We start from the raw sequence: 17,082 nt of genomic DNA on the forward strand, positions 1-17,082 counted from the left end.
CCAGAGAAGCTAGTCTGGCAGAACCGGCGTCCAGTCTATCGGCTGCTCACCGTGCTGTTCCAGCCATTCATTGGTTTTGGAAAAGTGTCCGCAGCCAAAGAAGCCGCGATGGGCCGAAAGCGGAGAAGGGTGGGGCGCCTGTAAAACATGATGGCGCTGGCGATCGATAATGCTGCCTTTTTTCTGCGCGTGCGATCCCCATAGCAAAAACACCACGTTCTCGCGATGCTCGTTAATGACGGCAATCACGCGGTCGGTAAAGGTTTCCCAGCCGAAACGGGCATGTGAATGCGCCTGTCCCGCCTCCACGGTTAAGACCGTATTCAACAGCAGCACGCCCTGACGCGCCCAGCTTTCCAGAAAACCATGATTGGGACGCTGGAAGCCCGGAATATCGGTGACCAGTTCCTTATACATATTCACCAGCGACGGCGGCACGGCCACGCCGGGCAGCACCGAGAAGGCAAGGCCATGCGCCTGATTAGGGCCGTGATATGGATCCTGACCGAGGATCACCACTTTGACATCGCCCAGCTCCGTCAGGCGAAAAGCATTGAACACGTCCTTTTGCGGCGGATAAACGGTTTTTCCGGCCGCACGTTCTTTAGCCACCATCGATAACGTCTCGATGAAGTAAGGTTTCTCTTTTTCCTCTGCCAGCACATCGTGCCAGGTCAGCGTATTGACCATGTCCGCCTCCTTTAGGGTAATCAGGGTGTAGCTTAGCGCGGATCGCTACCGACACAAACTTAAAATAAAGTTTAAAAATACAAAAAAAACCAGGAAAGAGCGGCGCGGTAAAGTTGAGATAAATCATAAAGTTGACGATATGTGCACAGTAAAGGCCGCTCACTTTTTGATTTCGGTCAAAGCTGCCTGGTTTCCAGGCTGTTATATAGGTCGGATACAGATCAATTTTCTCTGCTGATATTTCATCAGCCACCAACCGCCTGGGAGGCAACAATGATTTCCGGAATCCAAATCACCAAAGCAACTAATCCAGCGCTAGTTAACTCTTTCTGGCTGCTCGACAATGAAAAAGAAGAAGCTCGCTGCATCTGCGCCAAAAACAGCTATAAAGAAGATCAAATTGTACCGGTAAGCGATTTCGGCCAGTTTGAATACCGCGACGTACCGCTGGATATCCAGCCGCAGGTACGCGTAGAGGGTGGTCAGCACCTGAACGTTAACGTGCTGCGCCGTGAAACGCTGGAAGATGCCGTCAAACATCCGGAAAAATATCCGCAGCTGACGATCCGCGTGTCAGGCTACGCCGTGCGTTTCAACGCGTTAACGCCTGAACAGCAGCGCGATGTGATTGCTCGTACCTTTACTGCAAGCCTGTAAGAGAAAGACGGCTGCCTGAGGATAATAAGGCGGGCGCTGAAAATAACATCAGGGAAATATTATCTTAGTTTATTGAAATATAAGATGTAATTTAAAAACAAGGAAAGGGCCGCGCAGCTGCATGGCAGAAATCAGTATTTCAGGCAGAAAATCAGGTTAAACAGTAATAAATAAAATAAAAGATGTAAAAAAACCGCCCTGACGAGGGCGGTTTTTTGTTGAGCAGCGTATTTATTCAGCGCTGTCGGTTTTTGGCGCAGAGCTCGGCTTGCGACGCTTGCCAACGTTTTTGGCATCGCGATGGCGTTTCTTCACGCGCGGCTTCTCTTCGCTATCTTTCTTCTCTTTCTGCTCTTTACGCTTCGCCAGCACTTTCTTCGACGGCTTGCCGTTCAGCTTTTCGCTTGGCGCGCGCGTGGTTGGACGCAGCTCATCGATGGTGCGGGCCTTCAGGGGCTCGTTGACGTAGCGGCTGATTTTACCCAGCAGTAAAAAGTCATGCGCTTCCACCAGCGAAATCGCAGTGCCTTTTTTGCCCGCGCGGCCGGTACGACCGATGCGGTGCAGATAGGTATCCGCCGTGCGCGGCAGATCGAAGTTAAAGACGTGACTGACATCGTCAATATCGATGCCGCGCGCCGCGACGTCGGTAGCCACCAGCACGTTGACACGGCCATCGACGACACGCTTAATCGCTTCGTTACGCTTGAACTGCTCCAGTTCACCTTCCAGATAGCTGGAGTTGATACCGGCGTCGCGCAGCCAGCCGCACAGCTCATGCACACGCTCGCGCTTGCGCACGAAGATCACCGAACGGGTGACTTCCGGCTGTTTCAGCAGGTGAAGCAGCAGGGCGGTTTTATGCTTAACGTCATCGGCGCGGTAATACCATTGCAGGATCTTCTTACGCTCGCGGCGGGCGGGATCGGCTTCAATCTCGACCGGCTCGTTAAGCAGGCGCTCGGAGAAATCTTTAATCGCTTCGCCTTCCAGCGTGGCGGAAAAAAGCAGCGTCTGTTTACGCCAGCGGGTTTCCGCCGCGATAGTTTCGATATCCTGCGCGAAGCCCATATCCAGCATACGGTCGGCTTCATCCAGGATCAGCGTCTCTACCGCACGACAGTCAAAGTTCTCTTCTTTGATGTATTGCAGCAGACGACCGGTGGTAGCGACTACCACGTCCTGGTTTTCGCTGAACACTTCCGCATGGTTCATATAAGCCACGCCGCCGGTGATGGTCGCGATATCCAGATGCGTGTTTTTCGCCAGCTCGCGAGCCTGATCGGCCACCTGCATCGCCAGTTCGCGAGTCGGTGTCAGGATCAGAATGCGCGGCGGGCCGGATTTTTTGCGCGGGAAGTCCAGCAGATGCTGGAGCGCAGGCAGCAGGTAAGCCGCGGTTTTGCCTGTACCTGTTGGTGCCGAACCCAGAACGTCGCGACCCTCCAGTGCAGGCGGGATCGCAGCGGCCTGGATTGCCGTGGGGCGCGTGAAGCCCTTTTCCTGCAGGGCGTCCAGCAGGCTTTCATCAAGTTCGAGTTCGGAAAAAGTGGTTACAGTCATGGTCTACCTCAGTTTGGGGCGCTGATTATAGACAGATTGCGCGCGATCTTCATCTCTTTGTGTGGAATGAATGACTTTTCCTTGCATCTTAATTGTCCTATGCTAGCGCCGTTTCCCTTTCAGGTCGCTTAAATGTCACAACAAAAAGCGGTATTACGCCCTAACGGCTTTACCTTTAAACAATTTTTTATCGCGCACGATCGCTGCGCCATGAAGGTCGGCACCGACGGCGTGCTGCTGGGTGCCTGGGCGCCGGTGGCGGAAGCTACCGCCGTGCTGGATATTGGCACGGGCAGCGGCCTGATTGCGCTGATGCTGGCGCAGCGTACCGGTGAAAACGTCTGCGTGGAAGCGGTTGAGCTGGATGAGCAGGCCGCGCGACAGGCGCAGGAAAACGCGGCGGCATCTCCCTGGGCCGGGCGTATCCGCATCCATCAGGACGATATTCGCCACTGGACAAAACGGTGCGAGCGCCGCTACTCGCTGATTGTCAGCAATCCGCCCTATTTTGTACCGGGCAGCGAATGCGCCACGCCGGCACGTGCCTCGGCGCGCTCTACTACCGATCTGACACATGATGTTCTGCTGGCCTGCGCCGAAGAGCTGATCACCGAAGACGGTTTCTTTTGCGTGGTGCTGCCGACAGCGGCAGGCGATCGGCTGGTGGCACTGGCGCTACAGCGCGGCTGGCATCTGCGTTTTCGTACCGACGTTGCCGACAATGATAACCGGCCGCCTAACCGCGTGCTGTTGGCGCTGTCGCCTGAATCGGGCGAGCTTTTTCAGGACAGAATGACGATACGCGGGCCGGATCAGCGTTATTCAGAAGCGCATTGCAGCCTGACCCGCGACTTTTATCTTTTCCGTTAATCAGGGCGTCAGGATGGTCGGCCTGGCTTCCGCCAGCCGCTGGGGATAATCCAGCGTATAGTGCAGGCCGCGACTCTCTTTTCTTGCCATCGCGCAGCGCACCATCAGTTCCGCCACCTGCACCAGGTTACGCAGCTCCAGCAGATTATTGGAAATACGGAAGTTGGCGTAATACTCATCAATTTCCTGCTGAAGCAGGTTAATCCGGCGCAGCGCTCTTTCCAGCCGTCGGGTGGTGCGCACTATCCCCACGTAGTCCCACATAAAAAGCCGCAGCTCATGCCAGTTATGCTGAAGGATGACCTGCTCGTCCGAGTCGTCCACGCGGCTTTCGTCCCACGCGGGCAAATTATCTACCGGCCCAACGCGCTGAAGCCAGGTGGCGATATTCTCTGCCGCCGACCAGCCGTAAACCAGGCATTCCAACAACGAGTTAGAAGCAAGACGATTGGCGCCATGCAGCCCGGTATAGCTGACTTCGCCTATGGCATACAGGCCGTTCAAATCGGTGCGGCCATAGTGATCCACCATCACGCCGCCGCAGGTATAGTGCGCCGCCGGGACAATCGGAATCGGCTCCTTGGTCAGATCGAAACCCAGCGTCTTCAGCTTTTCGGCAATGGTCGGGAAGTGCGCCCTGACAAATTCCGGCGGTTTATGGCTGATATCCAGATACATGCAGTCCGCGCCCAGCCGTTTCATCTCATGATCGATGGCGCGGGCGACGATATCCCTTGGCGCCAGCTCTGCGCGCTCGTCGAAGTCAGGCATAAAGCGCGTGCCGTCGGGTCGTTTCAGCAGCGCGCCTTCGCCCCGCAGCGCTTCGGTCAGCAAAAAGTTTCTCGCCTCGGGATGGTACAGGCAGGTCGGGTGAAACTGATTAAACTCCAGGTTAGCCACGCGACAGCCCGCGCGCCAGGCCATGGCGATGCCGTCGCCGGAGGCCACATCGGGATTGGTGGTGTACTGGTAAACTTTGGCGGCGCCGCCGGTCGCCAGCACTACCGCCCGGGCGCGGCAGGTTTCCACCTTTTCGCGTTTGCGGTTCCAGATCCAGGCGCCCACGACGCGGCGCTCGCCCGGCAGGCCGATTTTATCTGAGACGATCAAATCCACCGCGTTGCTGCGCTCAAGGATGGTAATGCCGGGATGGCTGAGTGCCTGGCTGACCAGCGTGGTTTCTACCGCGCGGCCGGTGGCGTCGGCGCTGTGCAGGATACGGCGATGGCTGTGGCCGCCTTCACGCGTCAGATGATAGCTGCTGTCCGTGTCCGCTTTATCAAACATCATGCCGTTATCGATTAGCCACTGCACACAGTGGCGGGCATTACTGGCGATAAAGGACACTGCCTCCCGATCGCAGAGGCCGTCGCCTGCAACCAGCGTATCTTCCACATGTGAGGCAACGCTGTCGGTTTCATCGAAAACGGCCGCTATCCCGCCCTGGGCATACAGCGTCGAACCTTCGTTGATCGGCCCCTTGCTCAATACGGTTACCCGCTGCTGGTCGGCCAGACGCAGCGCCAGCGACAGGCCTGCCGCACCGCTGCCAATAATTAACACGTCACAACTGTAATCGGATGCCAGAGTCATAGTGTTTAATTTACTAAACAGGTTGTTTGCTGAGCATAGCGCCGTTCGCAGAAGCAAAAAAGGTTTTTTTCTGTACAGCGCAAAAAACAGCGCCCCAGACCGTTCGGACTGGCCTGAAAAATGGCGGCCTTCCTGTACATCCCGCCGGGCCGGTTTATTATGATGAACCTGCAAGATTTAAAGATGAAAAAGCGCCTTTCTTAGAGTACTCTGCGGCGATGATGCACATGACACCACAAATATAACGGCGCAACGGAACTTTACTCATGACCATTACTCTAAGCGGATGCTTGCTCGAAAATTATGAGTTACGGGTAGTTCAAATACGCGTGGAAAAAGATTTGGGGAGACATTACCTCGGATGAGCGAGCAGTTAACGGATCAGGCTCTCGTAGAGCGAGTGCAGAAGGGAGATCAGCGGTCATTCAATTTACTGGTAGTGCGCTATCAGCATAAAGTGGCGAGCCTGGTTTCCCGCTACGTGCCCTCTGGAGATGTGCCTGACGTAGTGCAGGAATCATTTATTAAAGCCTATCGCGCGCTGGAGTCGTTTCGCGGGGATAGCGCTTTTTATACCTGGCTCTATCGGATAGCCGTCAATACGGCCAAAAATTACCTGGTTGCTCAGGGACGTCGGCCGCCCGCCAGCGATGTAGACGCTATTGATGCGGAAAACTTTGAAAGCGCTGGCGCGCTGAAAGAAATATCGAACCCTGAGAACTTAATGTTGTCGGAAGAATTAAGGCAGATGGTTTTCCGTACCATTGAGACGCTGCCCGAAGATCTCCGTATGGCGATCACGCTTCGGGAACTGGATGGGCTGAGCTATGAAGAGATAGCCGCCATCATGGCGTGTCCGGTGGGCACGGTTCGTTCCCGTATTTTCCGGGCGCGTGAAGCCATCGACAATAAAATTCAACCACTTATCCAACGCTAGCGATAGCGGACACAGGAAGGGTACTGAGGCATGCAGAAAGAACAACTTTCCGCTTTAATGGATGGTGAAACTTTAGATAATGAAGTTTTGTCCGCATTGTCTGAAGACGCTGTGCTGCAAAAACAGTGGGAAAGCCATCATCTTATCCGCGATACCCTGCGTGGCGACGTTGCGCCGGTAATGCATTTCGATATCGCGGCGAAAGTCGCGGCGGCTATCGAAAAAGAACCGCTGCCGTTGAAGAGAGCGATACCAGAGGCGCAGCCCGAACCGCAGAGCTATGACAAGCTGCCGTTCTGGCACAAAGTGCGTCCATGGGCCGCGCAGCTTACCCAGATCGGCGTGGCGGCGTGCGTGTCGCTGGCGGTGATCGTGGGCGTGCAGCACTATAACCAGCCTGCTGAAGGGCAGTCGCAGTCAGAGTCGCCGGTATTCAATACGCTGCCGATGATGGGCCAGGCGTCGCCGGTCAGTCTGGGCGTGCCGGCGGAAACCAACAGCAGTGCGCCACAGCAGGTGCAGGATCAGCGTCGTCGCGTTAACGCGATGCTGCAGGATTACGAACTGCAGCGCCGTCTGCATTCAGAGAGCCTGCAGTTCGAGCAGACGCCTGCCCAGCAGGCAGCTGTTCAGGTGCCGGGTAACCAGTCGTTAGGAATTCAGCAGCAGTAATGAAGCAGCTTTGGTGCGCCGTCAGCCTTATGGCTGGCAGCCTGTTTTATTCCTCCTTCGCCCCGGCGCAAACCACGTCCGGGGCGCTGTTGCAACAGATGGAGCAGGCCAGCCAGTCCCTCAATTACGAACTCGCCTATATCAACGTCTCGCGGCTGGGCATTGAGTCGCTGCGTTTTCGCCATGCCGTTCTGGACAGCAAAACCTATGCACAGCTGCTGCATATGGATGGGCCGCGCCGCGAGATCGTTCAACGCGGTAACGAGATCAGCTATTTTGAACCGGGTCTGGAGCCTTTTACTCTGCCCGGTAAACATATTGTTGATTCGCTGCCGTCGCTGGTGTTCGCCGATTTCCAAAAGCTTTCCGAATATTACGATTTTGTACCGGTAGGGCGGACGCGTATCGCCGATCAGCTGTGCGAAGTGATCCGCATCGTGGCGCGCGACGGCACCCGCTATAGCTATATTGTCTGGCTGGACAGCGATACCCGGCTGCCGTTAAGGGTCGATCTGCTCGATCGGGACGGCGAAACGCTGGAGCAATATCGCGTGGTCAGCTTTGCGGTGGATGACGGCGTCAGAAAAATGATGCAGGGGCTGGATAAAGCCAGCCTGCCGCCGTCGCTTTCGGTGCCGGCCAGCGATAAAGCCACCTTCGCATGGCGGCCGTCGTGGTTGCCGAACGGCATGAAAGAGGTTACGCAGAGCCGCAGGCAGATCCCTTCGCTGAACAAGCCGGTTGAGTCGCGCCTCTATTCTGACGGGCTGTTCAGCTTCTCGATCAACGTCAGTGCGGCAGACAAAAACAGCGTGTCGCAACAATTGCGCACGGGACGACGTACGGTGCATACGGAAATACGCAATAATAAAGAGATCACGGTGGTTGGCGAGCTTCCTCCTTCAACCGCCAAGCGTATCGCTGACAGCATAGGTAGCGCAAAATGATGAGAGAATGGGCCACGGTGGTCTCCTGGCACAACGGTGTGGCGACGCTGCATTCAGAAATGAAAACCTCCTGCAGCAGCTGCTCCGCCCGTAAAGGCTGCGGCAGCCACATGCTGAACAAGCTTGGGCCAAAGAACGCGCACGTGATGAAAATCGCCAGCGCGGAGCCGCTGGCGCCGGGGCAGCGTATTGAACTGGGCATTGAAGAGAAGAGCCTGCTCAGCTCGGCGCTGCTGGTTTATATGACGCCGCTGCTGGGCCTGTTTATCGTGGCCGGGCTGTTTCAGATGCTGTTTCACAGCGATCTGGCTGCCGCTGCGGGTGCGCTGCTTGGCGGCATCGGCGGGTTTATCATCGCTAAAGGCATTTCCGGCTATTTGGGGAAATCCGCCTCTTTTCATCCGGTGATTCTGAGCGTGGCGCTTCCGCCGGATGCGCTGCGCGTTGAAACCGAATAACGCTTAATCCGGCAGGCCGTCGGCACTTTTACCCCTTATCGCTATCCTGCGTCCCGGCGCGTGTCCCGTCGCGCTGCGGTCACGATTACAGCAGTAGACGCGCGGCCCGCAGGGAAATCATACGCTATGCATGTGAATTCTTTCGTGGCGGGGGCTAACAGTGTAAGATGCGTGCTCATTGATGGCGGGTACATTGCAGTCGGTCTCTACGGCTCTGTCCACCGCAAGAACTAAACCGAACGTTTAAGCGAAAAAATTCATATAAATGAAGCATATAAGAAACTTTTCTGTCATCGCTCATATCGACCACGGCAAATCAACGCTCTCTGACCGTTTGATTCAGATCTGCGGTGGCCTCACCGAACGCGAAATGGCGGCTCAGGTACTGGATTCTATGGATCTGGAGCGCGAGCGCGGCATTACCATCAAGGCACAGAGCGTAACGCTCGACTACCACGCTCCTGACGGTGAAACTTACCAGCTCAATTTTATCGACACGCCGGGTCACGTTGACTTCTCCTATGAGGTTTCCCGCTCGCTGGCGGCCTGTGAAGGCGCGCTGCTGGTGGTGGACGCCGGTCAGGGTGTGGAAGCGCAGACGCTGGCCAACTGCTACACCGCGATGGAAATGGATCTGGAAGTGGTACCGGTACTGAACAAGATTGACCTGCCGGCCGCCGATCCCGATCGCGTCTCGCAGGAAATCGAGGATATCGTCGGTATCGATGCTACCGACGCCGTGCGCTGTTCGGCCAAGACCGGCGTTGGCGTGCCTGACGTGCTGGAACGTCTGGTGCGCGATATCCCGCCGCCGGAAGGCGATCCGGAAGGCCCGTTGCAGGCGCTGATTATCGACTCCTGGTTCGATAACTATCTGGGCGTTGTCTCGCTGGTGCGTATCAAAAACGGCACGCTGCGCAAGGGCGAAAAAATCAAGGTAATGAGTACCGGGCAGACGTATAACGCTGACCGTCTGGGTATCTTTACCCCGAAGCGCGTCGATCGCGATGCGCTGAATTGCGGCGAAGTAGGCTGGCTGGTTTGCGCCATCAAGGACATCCTGGGCGCGCCGGTAGGCGATACGCTGACGCTGGCGCGCAACCCGGCGGAAAAAGCGCTGCCTGGCTTTAAGAAAGTGAAGCCGCAGGTCTATGCGGGCCTGTTCCCAATCAGCTCTGACGACTATGAAGCTTTCCGCGACGCGCTGGGCAAGCTGAGCCTTAACGACGCCTCGCTGTTCTACGAGCCGGAAAGCTCTACCGCGCTGGGCTTCGGCTTCCGCTGCGGCTTCCTGGGTCTGCTGCATATGGAGATCATTCAGGAGCGTCTGGAGCGTGAATACGATCTCGAACTGATCACCACGGCGCCGACGGTAGTGTATGAAGTTCTGACCACCTCAGGCGACACCGTCTACGTTGACAGCCCGGGCAAACTGCCGCCGCTGAACAATATCGAAGAGCTGCGCGAGCCGATCGCCGAGTGTCATATGCTGCTGCCGCAGGAATACCTGGGCAACGTCATCACGCTGTGTATCGAGAAGCGCGGCGTGCAGACCAACATGGTTTACCACGGTAACCAGGTGGCGCTGACCTATGACATCCCGATGGCGGAAGTGGTGCTGGACTTCTTCGACCGTCTGAAATCCACCTCCCGTGGCTACGCGTCGCTGGATTACAACTTCAAACGCTTCCAGGCTTCCAACATGGTACGCGTTGATGTGTTGATTAACTCCGAGCGCGTTGACGCGCTGGCGCTGATCACCCACAACGATAATGCGCCATACCGTGGCCGCGAGCTGGTGGAGAAGATGAAAGATCTGATCCCGCGTCAGCAGTTTGACATCGCGATCCAGGCGGCCATCGGCAACCACATTATTGCCCGTTCTACCGTTAAACAGCTGCGTAAAAACGTGCTGGCGAAGTGCTACGGCGGCGACGTCAGCCGTAAGAAAAAGCTGCTGCAGAAGCAGAAAGACGGTAAGAAGCGCATGAAGCAGGTCGGCAACGTCGAACTGCCTCAGGAAGCCTTCCTGGCCATTCTGCATGTGGGTAAAGAGAGTAAGTAAAGCCTAAGACGACGAGGGAACTGGAATGGCTAATATGTTCGCCCTGATACTGGCGATAGCAACGCTCGTAACCGGTATTATCTGGTGCGTGGACAGATACAAGTGGGCGCCGGCCCGCAGGGCCAGCCAGGCGCTTGCGGAGGCTTCAGCAGACAATGTGGGCGAGAAAAAAACCGGGCAGCCGGGCTGGATAGAGACGGCCGCGTCCGTTTTCCCGGTACTGCTGCTGGTGTTTGTGGTGCGCTCTTTTATCTATGAGCCTTTCCAGATCCCGTCAGGGTCGATGATGCCGACGCTGCTGATTGGCGACTTTATCCTGGTAGAGAAATTTGCCTATGGGATTAAAGATCCGATCACGCAGACCACGCTGATCCCAACCGGGCACCCTAAGCGCGGCGATATCGCGGTGTTTAAGTACCCGAAAGATCCAAGCATGGATTATATTAAACGCGTGGTAGGGCTGCCTGGCGACCGCGTCAGCTACGATCCGCAGAGCAAAACCGTGACGGTGAATCCGGCCTGCGCGCCAGAAAAAACCTGCGATACGGCGCTGCCGATCACCTATTCCGACGTTGAGCCAAGCGATTTTATCCAGACCTTCAGCGGCTTTGACGGCAACGAAACCGGCAACGGTTTCTGGCAGAAGCCGCAGGGTGAAACCATCCGCGGCGGTCTGCGTCTCGCTACGCGTAACGAAAAGCTGGGCGACGTCACGCACCGCATTCTGCTGGTGACCCAGGCGCAAAGCCAGGCAAGCTCTTACTATCAGCAGCCGGGCCAGCCGCAGTCCACGTGGGTCGTGCCCGCCGGCATGTATTTCATGATGGGCGATAACCGTGACAACAGCGCCGACAGCCGCTACTGGGGCTTCGTGCCGGAAAGAAATCTGGTCGGCAAAGCCACCGCTATCTGGATGAGTTTTGAAAAGCAGGAAGGGCAATGGCCAACCGGCGTTCGCCTGAGCCGTATTGGCGGTATTCACTGACGGCGCGCAGGCGCCGCTGCAAAAGGGTGGCTTCCCTTGGGGAGCCACTGCACACGAAACAGTCTCGTGTTGGCGTGTCCAGCCCTGTTCCCTGTGCAGGAAAATTTTCGCATTAAGATATTGGTAACGCATGAATCCCATCGTAATTAACAGGCTCCAGCGGAAGTTGGGCTACACTTTTACCCATCAGGAACTGTTGCAGCAGGCGTTGACCCATCGCAGCGCCAGCAGTAAACACAATGAAAGACTGGAGTTTCTGGGCGACTCCATCCTCAGTTACGTGATTGCCAACGCGCTCTATCACCGTTTTCCACGCGTGGACGAAGGCGATATGAGCCGGATGCGCGCCACGCTGGTGCGGGGCAATACGCTGGCGGAAATGGCCCGGGAATTCGATTTAGGCGAATGCCTGCGTCTGGGGCCAGGCGAACTGAAAAGCGGCGGCTATCGTCGCGAGTCGATCCTGGCCGATACCGTAGAAGCGCTGATTGGCGGCGTGTTCCTGGACAGTAATATCCAGACGGTAGAACAGCTGATCCTCGACTGGTACGCCAGCCGTCTCGATCAGATTAGCCCGGGCGACAAACAGAAAGATCCAAAAACGCGTCTGCAGGAGTATCTGCAGGGTCGTCATCTGCCGCTGCCCTCCTATCTGGTGGTGCAGGTGCGTGGCGAAGCGCATGACCAGGAATTTACTATCCACTGCCAGGTAAGCGGCATGACGGATCCGGTTGTGGGAACCGGCTCCAGTCGTCGCAAAGCTGAGCAGGCAGCGGCCGAACAGGCGCTGATTAAGCTGGGACTTGAATGAGCGAACAAACCACCCATTGCGGCTTTATTGCTATCGTAGGCCGCCCGAACGTTGGAAAATCCACGCTGCTGAACCAGTTACTGGGGCAGAAGGTTTCCATTACCTCGCGTAAACCGCAAACCACGCGCCATCGCATTATGGGCATCCATACGGAAGACGGCTATCAGGCGATCTACGTCGATACGCCGGGCCTGCATATGGAAGAGAAGCGGGCGATCAACCGCCTGATGAACCGTGCGGCCAGCAGCTCAATCGGCGACGTCGAGCTGGTGATCTTCGTTGTGGAAGGCACGCGCTGGACGGCCGATGACGAAATGGTGCTGAACAAGCTGAAAGAGAACAAGGTGCCGGTGCTGCTGGCGATCAACAAGGTCGACAACGTTACCGATAAAACCATTCTGCTGCCGCATATGCAGTTCCTGAGCCAGCAGATGAATTTTATGGACGTGGTGCCGATCTCTGCCGAAACCGGTAAAAACGTTGATACCATCGCCAGCATCGTGCGCAAGCGCCTGCCGGAAGCGGAACATCACTTCCCGGAAGAGTACATCACCGATCGCTCGCAGCGCTTTATGGCCTCCGAGATGATCCGTGAAAAGCTGATGCGCTTCCTGGGCGCCGAGCTGCCTTATTCGGTGACGGTGGAAATCGAGCAGTTTGTGACCAACGATCGCGGCGGCTATGATATCCACGGCCTGATCCTGGTCGAGCGTGAAGGCCAGAAGAAAATGGTCATCGGCAACAAAGGCGCGAAGATCAAAACCATCGGTATTGAAGCGCGCAAAGACATGGAAGAAATGTTTGAAGCCAAAGTCCACCTGGAGCTGTGGGTGAAGGTTAAATCCGGTTGGGCAGACGACGAACGTGCGCTGCGTAGCCTGGGTTACGTAGACGATCTGTAATTGATGGAAGGCTGGCAACGCGCATTTGTCCTGCACGGACGTCCCTACAGCGAAACCAGCCTGATGCTCGATCTCTTTTCGGAAAACTACGGCCGCGTGCGCGTCCTGGCCAAAGGCGCGCGCGGCAAGCGTTCCAGCCTGAAAGGCGCCTTACAGCCTTTTACGCCGCTGCTGGTACGCTGGGGTGGGCGCGGCGAGGTGAAAACCCTGCGCGGCGCCGAACCCATCTCTCTTGCCCTTCCTCTGACCGGTATTTCCCTCTACTGCGGCCTGTACGTTAATGAGCTGATAGCTCGCGTGCTGGAGCAGGAAACCGCCTTTACCGAGCTTTTTTTCGACTATCTGCACTGTGTTCAGGCGCTGGCTGCGGGCGTCGGCTCGCCGGAACCGGCGCTGCGCCGCTTCGAGCTGGCGATGCTGGGCCATCTTGGCTACGGCGTCGATTTCCTGCACTGCGCGGGCAGCGGCGAAGAGGTTACGGATGATATGACCTATATCTATCGCGAGGAAAAAGGCTTTATCGCCAGCCTGGTGAAAAGCCATAAAAGCTTTACCGGACGCGAGCTGCGGGCGCTTTATGAACGCAGCTTTCCGGATAGCGAGACGCTCAGGGCCGCCAAGCGTTTCACCCGCATGGCGCTCAAGCCCTATCTGGGCGGAAAACCCCTGAAGAGCCAGGAGCTTTTTCGACAGTTCGTGCCGAAAAAACGCGCGGACGCGCCCGAGTAAAGTCGCCTGGCTGTACCGGGGAACGGCGCGGACGTACACTGTAGCCCTCGTACATTATTCTGAGGTTTGTTATGGCTGAACTCCTGTTAGGCGTCAATATCGACCACATCGCCACCGTGCGCAACGCTCGCGGCACGCATTATCCCGATCCGGTACAGGCTGCTTTTGTTTCCGAGCAGGCCGGCGCGGACGGCATCACCGTCCATCTGCGCGAAGATCGTCGCCACATCACCGATCGTGACGTCAGAATTCTTCGTCAGACCATTCAGACGCGCATGAACCTCGAAATGGCCGTGACCGATGAAATGGTCGACATCGCCTGCGAGATCAAACCCCATTTCTGCTGTCTGGTGCCGGAAAAGCGCGAAGAAGTCACCACCGAAGGCGGCCTGGACGTGGCGGGCCAGCAGGAAAAAATCACCTTTGCCGTTTCGCGCCTGAAAGAGGCGGGCATTCAGGTTTCGCTGTTTATCGATCCCGACCATCGGCAGATTGATGCCGCCATGGCCTCCGGCGCGCCCTATATCGAAATTCATACCGGCGCCTATGCGGAAGCGGAAGAGGGCGCGGTACGCGACGCGGAGTTCCGTCGTATTAAAGATGCGGCGGCCTATGCGCACGACAAAGGCCTGAAGGTGAATGCGGGCCACGGGCTGACCTATCATAACGTACAGCCGATCGCCGCGCTGCCGCAGATGCATGAGCTGAATATCGGACACGCTATTATCGGCCGCGCGGTGATGAGCGGGCTTGCCGATGCGGTAAGCGAGATGAAGGCGCTGATGCGGGAAGCGCGTCGCTAATGGCTATTCTGGGGCTGGGCACGGATATCGTGGAAATCGACCGTATCGAAGGCGTGATTTCCCGCTCCGGCGACAGGCTGGCGAAACGCGTGCTGAGCGAAAACGAATGGGCGCAGTATCAGGCGCATCAGCAGCCGGTGCGCTTTCTTGCCAAACGGTTCGCGGTAAAAGAGGCTGCGGCTAAGGCGTTTGGTACCGGCATACGCGGCGGCCTGGCTTTTAACCAGTTTGAGGTTTACAACGACGAGCTGGGCAAGCCGGGGCTGCGTTTCTTTCAGCAGGCGGCGGAAGTGGCGCAAAAGCTGGGCGTCGCACACGTTCATGTCACGCTGGCGGACGAGCGTCACTACGCCTGCGCTACGGTGATTATCGAAAGCTAATTCGGTCGGGCTGGTTGCATCGCCAGTCCGACCGCTGCGCGCCTCAGAGGTCGCCCGTTCAGGAGGCGACGTGATGCAGGAGCACAAACTTTTCCCACAGCCTGTCGCTGCTTTCCACACATTCCGGATCGCTGATAATCGTATTATCAATAGGGCAAACCTGCTGACAGGTTGGCGTGTCGTAATGACCCACGCACTCTGTACAGCGGTTCACATCGATCTCGTAAATGCTTTCGCCCATGGAAATCGCCTGGTTCGGGCACTCCGGCTCGCACATATCGCAATTGATGCAGCGTTTAGTGATCAGTAAAGCCATGTTCAGCGAATACCCTTAACGGAAGAAGGGGCGTAATTTACCACACTGAACGACCGTTTCCCACGGCCTGTCTTCGGGTCGTTAGCCAGCCGTTGTTGCTCAGGGATGCCAGAGCGAAGATTTCGCAATGCCGGCGACATACTGCATCTGTGTAACCTCTTCAACCGGCAGGCGGATCGGTGCGTGATCCTCATTAACCGGCAGCAGATGGTAAAAGCCGTCGCGTTTAAACAGGAAGGTTTTCACCATCACCTCGCCGCTGCTGGTGACCACCAGCACCTCATCGCCCGGATGAAAATTCTGATTCGGCTCCACGATCACAAACTCACCCTCTTTGATCCTTGGCATCATCGAATCCCCCACGCATTTCAGCGCGTAGACGTCGCGATCGCAGGAAGGCCAGCGTAGAAACCCGTCACCATTGCCAACAGGATATTGCATATCGCTCCAGTAGCCGCTGTGGCCAAGTTGAGTATTGCCCAGCACCGGCACCTTATGCAGCACCAGCGAGTGAAGCTCGCCTGTCACGCCCGGCGCATGTTGTGCAGCCGATGCCTGTAAGTCGCGCTCGATCAGATCGATGGGCGAAACGTGAAAATAATCCGCCAGAGACTTCAGCGTGGTGTACTTTGGGTCTTTCACTTCTCCCGTCAGCAGCCGGTGCAGGGTGGACTGCTGTAGCCTGACCTTTTTAGAAAGCTCCGTCACGCTGCCGATGCCCTCTCTTTCCATCAAGTGCTTGATGTTACTGTTGAATACATCCAAATCAAAGATCATTTTATCTTCCTGTTATTGCGCGCTAACGTTGCAATTATGCGTTTTTGCATTAGAATAGGTGTTGTTAAGGCGATTATGCTTCATCAGATAATGCAGTTTAGTATAATTCATCGCCACAGTCATCCTGCCCGATCGGGCAGGCCACAAAAGAGTCAGGTAAGAAAAGGAGGTCGGTTGATGCGTAATATACAAAAAGTACTGGAACGTTGGGGCGGTTGGGCTGTGGCAGAGGGCACGCAGCTTGACTGGTCGCCGGTTGCGGCGGGCTTTAAAGGGCTGCTGCCGGATGAGCGGAGAAGCCGACTCTCCTGTAGCGACAGCGACGGGCTGATTGTCGATGCGGCTATCGCCAAATTGCACAAGGTCGGGCGTACGGACGAGGTCGAGCTGATTATCCTGCACTACCTCTATAATATTTCCAAATCCGCCATTGCCCGGAAAAAGAAATGCTCGGAAGGCAAAGTAAGGAACCAGCTGATGATAGCTGAAACCTTTATTGATGCCTGTATAATTATGAGCGATGCGGAGCTGGAAATGGATGCCTGGATATAAAATTTCTTCGTTACGAATATAAAAATATAAAAGCAAAGAATAATTTAATTATGACCAGATGTCGTAAGGCAAGTCTACGTTGTTACGCAATTTGCATACATAGCAAAAATAATATTGATCAGGGCTTTTCGTAACGATTTTATACGCGTAAAGTAGCAACATGGTTCTTTAACGATTGCGAACCACAAAGAGAATGTCTTCTATATGCACTCCGTTGTCTGCCTTATTGGCAGGCAGGAGTGCATTTTTTATGCCTCAAACTTTCCTGCGTTCTTAAATAAAAAAATTAGCACTAAGGGGTTTTCGTTACGAAATAAACCCCTTAATGTAGCAGCATGGATTAGTGACAGGCAGGGAGAAATGAAAAAGGAAAGG

At 55.9% G+C, this 17,082-nt stretch carries 20 protein-coding genes; 14 read left to right on the forward strand and 6 right to left on the reverse strand.

The annotated features are described in order from the left end of the window. Nucleotides 1-9 precede the first annotated feature (9 nt). Nucleotides 10-690: a uracil-DNA glycosylase gene (gene ung / locus AB3U87_RS18385; RefSeq protein ID WP_253459156.1), complete on the reverse strand. Its 681-nt coding sequence runs from the start codon at nt 688-690 to the stop codon at nt 10-12. Further along, complete coding sequence (locus AB3U87_RS18390) at nt 605-943, reverse strand: hypothetical protein (RefSeq protein WP_394150040.1); 339 nt, start codon at nt 941-943, stop codon at nt 605-607. The genes ung and AB3U87_RS18390 overlap by 86 nt, the downstream gene beginning before the upstream one ends. A gap of 20 nt (nt 944-963) precedes the next feature. Between AB3U87_RS18390 and grcA the strand changes: the two genes are divergently transcribed. Continuing rightward, a complete protein-coding gene (grcA, locus tag AB3U87_RS18395) occupies nt 964-1,347 on the forward strand; it encodes an autonomous glycyl radical cofactor GrcA (protein ID WP_394150042.1) in 384 nt (127 codons plus the stop codon). Between the two features lie 231 nt (nt 1,348-1,578). Here grcA and srmB read toward each other — a convergent pair whose 3' ends face one another. After that, nucleotides 1,579-2,910, reverse strand: coding sequence for an ATP-dependent RNA helicase SrmB (srmB, locus tag AB3U87_RS18400; protein WP_253459161.1), 1,332 nt, complete (start codon nt 2,908-2,910; stop codon nt 1,579-1,581). Nucleotides 2,911-3,042: 132 nt separating this feature from the next. Between srmB and trmN the strand changes: the two genes are divergently transcribed. After that, on the forward strand, nt 3,043-3,780 hold the full coding sequence (gene trmN / locus AB3U87_RS18405; RefSeq protein WP_253459164.1) for a tRNA(1)(Val) (adenine(37)-N(6))-methyltransferase TrmN: 738 nt from the start codon (nt 3,043-3,045) through the stop codon (nt 3,778-3,780). On the opposite strand, the gene nadB is transcribed toward trmN, so the two are convergent. Beyond that, on the reverse strand, nt 3,781-5,373 hold the full coding sequence (gene nadB, locus AB3U87_RS18410) for an L-aspartate oxidase (RefSeq protein WP_253459167.1): 1,593 nt from the start codon (nt 5,371-5,373) through the stop codon (nt 3,781-3,783). It lies immediately after the preceding gene. 361 nt (nt 5,374-5,734) lie between these two features. Between nadB and rpoE the strand changes: the two genes are divergently transcribed. The 11 genes from rpoE (at nt 5,735) to acpS (ending at nt 15,062) form a co-directional block, all read left to right on the forward strand. Continuing rightward, nucleotides 5,735-6,310 carry an RNA polymerase sigma factor RpoE gene (gene rpoE / locus AB3U87_RS18415; RefSeq protein WP_125289469.1) on the forward strand — a complete coding sequence of 192 codons (576 nt, stop codon included), beginning with the start codon at nt 5,735-5,737 and terminating at the stop codon, nt 6,308-6,310. 30 nt (nt 6,311-6,340) lie between these two features. Beyond that, the gene (gene rseA, locus AB3U87_RS18420) at nt 6,341-6,982 is read left to right on the forward strand and encodes an anti-sigma-E factor RseA (protein WP_253459170.1); all 642 of its coding nucleotides are present in this window, start codon (nt 6,341-6,343) and stop codon (nt 6,980-6,982) included. Continuing rightward, nucleotides 6,982-7,929, forward strand: a complete 948-nt coding sequence (gene rseB / locus AB3U87_RS18425; protein ID WP_253459174.1) for a sigma-E factor regulatory protein RseB — start codon at nt 6,982-6,984, stop codon at nt 7,927-7,929. Before rseA ends, rseB begins: the two co-directional genes overlap by 1 nt. Beyond that, complete coding sequence (gene rseC / locus AB3U87_RS18430) at nt 7,926-8,387, forward strand: SoxR-reducing system protein RseC (RefSeq protein ID WP_253459178.1); 462 nt, start codon at nt 7,926-7,928, stop codon at nt 8,385-8,387. The genes rseB and rseC overlap by 4 nt, the downstream gene beginning before the upstream one ends. Nucleotides 8,388-8,652: 265 nt before the next feature. Beyond that, nucleotides 8,653-10,452, forward strand: a complete 1,800-nt coding sequence (lepA, locus tag AB3U87_RS18435) for a translation elongation factor 4 (protein WP_253459182.1) — start codon at nt 8,653-8,655, stop codon at nt 10,450-10,452. A gap of 25 nt (nt 10,453-10,477) precedes the next feature. Next, nucleotides 10,478-11,437 carry a signal peptidase I gene (gene lepB / locus AB3U87_RS18440; RefSeq protein WP_253459185.1) on the forward strand — a complete coding sequence of 320 codons (960 nt, stop codon included), beginning with the start codon at nt 10,478-10,480 and terminating at the stop codon, nt 11,435-11,437. 130 nt (nt 11,438-11,567) lie between these two features. After that, entirely contained in the window at nt 11,568-12,248 is a 681-nt protein-coding gene (gene rnc, locus AB3U87_RS18445; protein ID WP_125289475.1) for a ribonuclease III, read from the forward strand. Beyond that, on the forward strand, nt 12,245-13,150 hold the full coding sequence (gene era, locus AB3U87_RS18450; protein ID WP_253459188.1) for a GTPase Era: 906 nt from the start codon (nt 12,245-12,247) through the stop codon (nt 13,148-13,150). Before rnc ends, era begins: the two co-directional genes overlap by 4 nt. A 3-nt stretch (nt 13,151-13,153) precedes the next feature. Continuing rightward, complete coding sequence (gene recO, locus AB3U87_RS18455) at nt 13,154-13,879, forward strand: DNA repair protein RecO (RefSeq protein WP_253459192.1); 726 nt, start codon at nt 13,154-13,156, stop codon at nt 13,877-13,879. A 71-nt stretch (nt 13,880-13,950) separates the two neighbouring features. Further along, nucleotides 13,951-14,682, forward strand: coding sequence for a pyridoxine 5'-phosphate synthase (pdxJ, locus tag AB3U87_RS18460; RefSeq protein WP_301730840.1), 732 nt, complete (start codon nt 13,951-13,953; stop codon nt 14,680-14,682). Then, nucleotides 14,682-15,062, forward strand: coding sequence for a holo-ACP synthase (gene acpS, locus AB3U87_RS18465; RefSeq protein ID WP_125289479.1), 381 nt, complete (start codon nt 14,682-14,684; stop codon nt 15,060-15,062). The genes pdxJ and acpS overlap by 1 nt, the downstream gene beginning before the upstream one ends. A gap of 58 nt (nt 15,063-15,120) precedes the next feature. Here acpS and AB3U87_RS18470 read toward each other — a convergent pair whose 3' ends face one another. Both AB3U87_RS18470 and AB3U87_RS18475 read right to left on the reverse strand, forming a co-directional pair. Continuing rightward, nucleotides 15,121-15,378, reverse strand: a complete 258-nt coding sequence (locus AB3U87_RS18470; RefSeq protein WP_253459201.1) for a YfhL family 4Fe-4S dicluster ferredoxin — start codon at nt 15,376-15,378, stop codon at nt 15,121-15,123. A 99-nt stretch (nt 15,379-15,477) separates the two neighbouring features. Then, complete coding sequence (locus AB3U87_RS18475) at nt 15,478-16,155, reverse strand: S24 family peptidase (RefSeq protein WP_253459205.1); 678 nt, start codon at nt 16,153-16,155, stop codon at nt 15,478-15,480. Between the two features lie 177 nt (nt 16,156-16,332). Between AB3U87_RS18475 and AB3U87_RS18480 the strand changes: the two genes are divergently transcribed. After that, entirely contained in the window at nt 16,333-16,707 is a 375-nt protein-coding gene (locus AB3U87_RS18480) for an antiterminator Q family protein (protein ID WP_253459207.1), read from the forward strand. Nucleotides 16,708-17,082: the final 375 nt, after the last annotated feature.

It is taken from the genome of Erwinia plantamica (assembly GCF_043420595.1).
Taxonomy (GTDB): Bacteria; Pseudomonadota; Gammaproteobacteria; order Enterobacterales; family Enterobacteriaceae; genus Erwinia; species Erwinia aeris.